This window comes from Pseudogemmobacter bohemicus (assembly GCF_003290025.1).
Taxonomy (GTDB): Bacteria; Pseudomonadota; Alphaproteobacteria; order Rhodobacterales; family Rhodobacteraceae; genus Pseudogemmobacter; species Pseudogemmobacter bohemicus.
Map to the genome: position 1 here is coordinate 200,491 of NZ_QNHG01000005.1, position 4,805 is coordinate 205,295.

Genomic DNA, 4,805 nt, shown 5'->3' on the forward strand with positions numbered 1-4,805 from the left:
GCAGGGCATCGTCGATGCGATCACCGGTCCCCTGGGCATCGTGATCGGCACGCTGGCCCTGATCGGGGTCTTCCTGTCCTGGCTCTTTGGCATCCTCGACTTCCGCCAGGCGCTCTGGGTGCTGGTGGCGATCGCCGGCATTGCCGCCGCCCCGACCATCGTTGCCGCGATCTGGACCACACCCTGAGGCGAGATGACCATGGCGGAACAGTCGCGTGTCTTCATCGGCCTCTTGCGGCCCCCCAAGCTGATGGGGCTGCCAATCATGTATGCCATGGTCTGGCTCTTCGGTTCGTCGATGCTGTTCCTCTGGGTCCAAAGCTGGATCATCGCCGTGGCGGCCGGGATATCCTGGCCGCTGCTGTGGAAGGCCGCGGACTGGGATCCGAACTTCCTCGACGTGCTGGTGATCACGCTGCAGGAGACGCCGCCGACGCGGAACCGCAAGCAGCACGGGGGTGACAGCTATGCCCCGTGATGCTGTCTCGGAAGCCTTGGTCGAGGAGGATGCAGCAACCAATCCGCTTGATGCTTTGCCGGACTGGGCCGGGAAGGAGAAGCGGCTGGCGCATATGCTGCCCTATGTGAGCCTGGTGAACGCCACCACGATCCGCACGCGGGGCAACGAGCTGATGCAATGCCTGCGGCTTGAAGGCATCAACAGTACCACCACCGAGGACAGCCATCTGGATCGCGTCGGCGCCATTCTGGCCGGTGTGGTGGCGCAGGTTGGAACCGAGTTCTCCTTCTATCTGCACAAGGTCTCGAAGGCCGTTAATACCGGCCTGCCTCCTATTCCGGGCGAAGGTTTCGCGGCAGCGGTCGATGCCCACTGGCAGGCAGAACTGGCCAAAGGCGGCTTGCGTGACAAGACCCTGACCCTCTCTGTCCTGAAGCGCCCCGATCCCGGCAGCCGTATTCCCTTTGCCGCAGCCCTGTCCCGTACCCGCCTTGCCGCCGACACGGCACGCCGGTTGCGCAAGCTCGATGAGGTGGTGGGGTTCCTCCTGTCCAGTTTCGCAGATCTGAAGCCACGCCTCCTCTCGGCCGGGAGCGGTGAGCTGCTCGGCTTTCTCGGCAGCCTAAACACTGGCGAAGAGCATCCTCTCTTCCCGGCCTCGCGCCTCGGCATCCTTGCCGAGGATGTGGCCAATACCCGCGTGACCTTCCGAGGCGCAGAAATCCACCTCACCGACGGGAACGTGGGCGAGAAGTTCGGCGCGATCTTCGCGGTGAAGAACTACCCGGCCAAAACCGACAGTCTGATGCTCGACGAGTTGAACCTGCCGGTCGATATGGTCGTCACCCATTCCTTCGTGCCGATCAATTCGAACATAATGGCGGGCCGGATCAAACGCCAACTGCGGCTGATGCAGGCCAGCAATGATGGGGCCGTGAGCCTGGCGCAAGAGCTGGAACTGGCGCAGGACGATCTGGAATCGAAGCGCCTGATCTTTGGCGAACACCATATGACCGTGGCGGTCTATGCCCGCAGTCGTTCGCATCTCGACGACATCTGTGCCGAAATCCGCAACATTTCTGCCAGCTCCGGCATCAACCTGATCTCGGAAGGCTTTGGGTCGCGCGCGCATTACATGGCGCAGCATCCGGGCAACACCGGTGCGCGCAGTCGCAAGGCCGCGATCACCAACCACAATTTTGCCGATCTCGCGACCTTCCATCGCACGCCACTCGGCAAGACCGGGGCGGAACTGCCCTGGGGTGTACCGATTGCCCTCTTCCCGACGCCCGAGCGCAGCGGGTTTCGATTCAGCTTCCACGAACAGGGATCGCCGGACAAGGAACCGACCGGCGGTCACACCCTGATCCTCGGCCGACCCGGCTCCGGCAAATCCGTACTGGCGGCATTCCTCATGACCATGGCCCGGCGGGCCGGGGCGCGGCTCTTCATCTTCGACTACCGGGCCGGGATGGAAATGGCCGTCCGCGCGCTTGGCGGCAGTTACGCGACCGTCCGCGCTGGCAAGCCCACAGGGCTGAACCCGCTCCAGACCGAGATCGACAATCGCGGTCAGGCCTGGCTCGCGGATTGGCTGGCCACATTGCTTGAACGTCGTGATCGGCCCCTGACGCCGGTGCAGACCAACCGGTTGCAGGAGGTGGTGCGACAGAACGCCGGCGCCGATTACGCCGGTTTGCGCAACTGGTCGGACTTCGCCTCGCTGTTGGTCTCCACTGATGACGATGGTGACCTCTTCGAGCGGATGCAGGAATGGACCGAGACCGGCCGCTACGGCTGGATCTTCGGGGCCAATGCGGAAGACAGCTTTTCTCTCGGCGGTGAGGTCTCTGGCTTCGATCTCACCGGGATCCTTGATTCCGAGAGCGAGCGAGAGCGGATGGCAGTGCTCTCCTATCTCTTTCGGCGCGTGGAACGGGTGATCGAGGATCGTCGCCCGACCGTGATCCTGATCGACGAAGCCTGGAAGGCGCTCGACAATGCCTATTTTGCGGATCGCTTGAGCAACTGGCTGGTCACGGCCCGTAAGCAGAACGCCGTCGTCGTGATGATGACCCAATATGCGAGCCAGCTGGAACGCACGCGCACCGGCAAGACCATCGTCGAGGCAGTGCCGACGCAGATCCTGCTCCCCAATATCCGCGCCAGCGCGGCCGACTACGCCATGCTCGGTCTCAGCGGGAAGGAACTCGATGTCCTTCTGGGCGTCGGCACCGCCTCGCGTCTGGCACTGGTGCGCGACGACCGTGGCTCCGTCGTCATCGATGCCGATCTCTCAGCCCTCGGCCCTCTCGTGACCGTCCTTGGCGGCATGGAGAAGGGCGAGCAACTCGTGGGGGCGGATTACCGCGACCGCCCTGATTTCTGGAAGGTGTGATGCGATGTCTCGTGTAAATGGTTTCCGGTTTACCCATCTTCCCGTCCTCAGCAGTCTCTTGCTCCTCGCCGCTTGTGCGGGCGGGCAGGCCCCACGGGCCAATTGCTTCAGCTTTGCCGAGCGTCCCTCCGGCGTCACGGTCTCGACCATGGGCGGCGAGGTCGCGCGGGCAGCAGATCCCTGCGCCTTTACTCTGCTCGGCGCTGTGGACTGACACCATGGCCAGGCTTCTCCCACAGGTTCTGATCGGCATTTCGCTGGCGCAGCCACTCGCGGCGCAGGGTGTGCCGACGGTTGATGCCCAGGCGATTGCCCGGACTGCGGCGACGATTGCGCAGAGGGATCGCGATCTCGCCCTGCAAAGGGATCGGCTGGACCGAGAAGAGGAACTGGCCGAAATCGAGCGCCAGCAACTGGCGTCGCTCCAAAGCATCCTGAATGCAGTGACCACAGGCGCAAGCCCGTCCGTGCGCGCTACAGTGGCAGCACTGGAGGCCGGGAATGGGGAAGAGACAGCCGCAACAGCGGTCTACGCGACTGATGACGGCAATCCTGCTGCCAGCCGGCTCTTCGGAGATGCCCGCGAGACGGTCGAGGAACTGATCATCCGCGCGGCCCGCGACACCTTTTCTCTTTCCGGCGTCTCGCGCGCCGGTCTGACGCCAGTGCAATGGCGTTGCCTTTTGCAAGCGCTGATCTGGCAGGAAAGCCGCTTCCAGATCGGCGCGAGATCTCCGGCCGGGGCCTTCGGCCTGACCCAGATCATGCCCGGCACCGCCAGCGATCTCGGGATCAATCCGGAATACTATGACGATCCCTACCTGCAGGTGACCGGCGGCGCGCGGTATCTGGCGCAGATGCTCGGCATGTTCGATGGCAACATCATCCATGCGCTGGCTGCCTATAACGCCGGGCCTGGGCGCGTGCAGCAATACAGCGGCGTGCCGCCCTTTGCAGAGACCCAGAACTATGTCGTGGTGATCCCGGCGCAGTACAACCGTTACCTCGCCATGGTCGGAGGCCCGGATGCGCTCGGCACCATAGATCCGGGACTGCTGGCCAACGCGAGTTTCAGCCTCTCGGCGCATGGATCCGGCGTCTACGGCGACTATTCCATGGTGTCGATCCAGGCAGCAGCACGGCGTTTACATGACATAATAAGTCTTATCGGAACGACTGAAGACCTGCAGGCGTCCATCGCCCTGAACACCTATGCGCGCGCCGAGCTGGCCCGGATCGTCGCGATCCGCACCCGGCTCAAAGCTGCGCAGACCCAACCCCTGAGTGATGAACAGATTGCGCTGGCCGCCGCTCAGGCCGCCGAGCGGCTGTTCATGGATTTCCAATTGGAGGATTTGGGATGAGACGGTTTCTGATCAGCACGGCGCTCTGCTTTGGCTTCGCCAGCGGCGCCTCGGCCCAGGGCGTGCCGACGGTTGACACCCAGAACATCGCCCAGGAAATCCGCCAGCTGCAGCAGATGCTGGAGGATTTCGGGATCCAGAGCGACATCTTCGAGAATGCGCTCGAGCAGCTGGACATGCTTCAGCAGCAGCTCGACCAGTTGCAGAGCATGTATGCCTCGCTGACCGGCCCGCGCGAAATCCTCGGCCTCATCATGGGCGGCGAGTTGGACCAGCTTCTCGAGGCCAAGTTCGAGGACATCCCCGGTCTCATCCGCGGTATCCAGCAAGGCGACTGGAGCAATCTGCTCGGGGTCACCGCCGGGCCGATGCGCACCCAGATGCAAGAGGCGCTGGCGAGCGCAGGATTCGATGAGAACTCGCTGCGTGAGATTGCCACCAGCGGGAACCCCGGGGCCGAAGGCATCGCGACACGGGCGACCACGGGCGCAGTGCTGTCGGCCGCAGCACAGAACAGCCATGAGGAGGCCGCGCAGTCCTTGGCGCGGGTCGAGCGCCTCGTCGCAATGATCCCGGATATGGA

At 63.7% G+C, this 4,805-nt stretch carries 6 protein-coding genes; all 6 read left to right on the forward strand.

Annotated elements, in window-relative coordinates:
* Positions 1–187 (forward strand): TrbC/VirB2 family protein (locus DRF71_RS28860; RefSeq protein WP_232831660.1); only part of this gene is annotated, 187 nt, incomplete at its 5' end.
* Positions 188–199: 12 nt separating this feature from the next.
* Positions 200–478, forward strand: a complete 279-nt coding sequence (locus tag DRF71_RS23385) for a type IV secretion system protein VirB3 (RefSeq protein ID WP_112312991.1) — start codon at positions 200–202, stop codon at positions 476–478.
* Complete coding sequence (locus DRF71_RS23390) at positions 468–2,858, forward strand: VirB4 family type IV secretion/conjugal transfer ATPase (protein ID WP_112312930.1); 2,391 nt, start codon at positions 468–470, stop codon at positions 2,856–2,858. The genes DRF71_RS23385 and DRF71_RS23390 overlap by 11 nt, the downstream gene beginning before the upstream one ends.
* 4 nt (positions 2,859–2,862) lie before the next feature.
* On the forward strand, positions 2,863–3,072 hold the full coding sequence (locus tag DRF71_RS23395) for a hypothetical protein (protein WP_112312932.1): 210 nt from the start codon (positions 2,863–2,865) through the stop codon (positions 3,070–3,072).
* A 4-nt stretch (positions 3,073–3,076) separates the two neighbouring features.
* Positions 3,077–4,222: a lytic transglycosylase domain-containing protein gene (locus DRF71_RS23400; RefSeq protein WP_112312934.1), complete on the forward strand. Its 1,146-nt coding sequence runs from the start codon at positions 3,077–3,079 to the stop codon at positions 4,220–4,222.
* The coding region (locus tag DRF71_RS23405) for a type IV secretion system protein (RefSeq protein WP_112312936.1) at positions 4,219–4,805 on the forward strand (587 nt) is incomplete at its 3' end. The genes DRF71_RS23400 and DRF71_RS23405, both read left to right, overlap by 4 nt.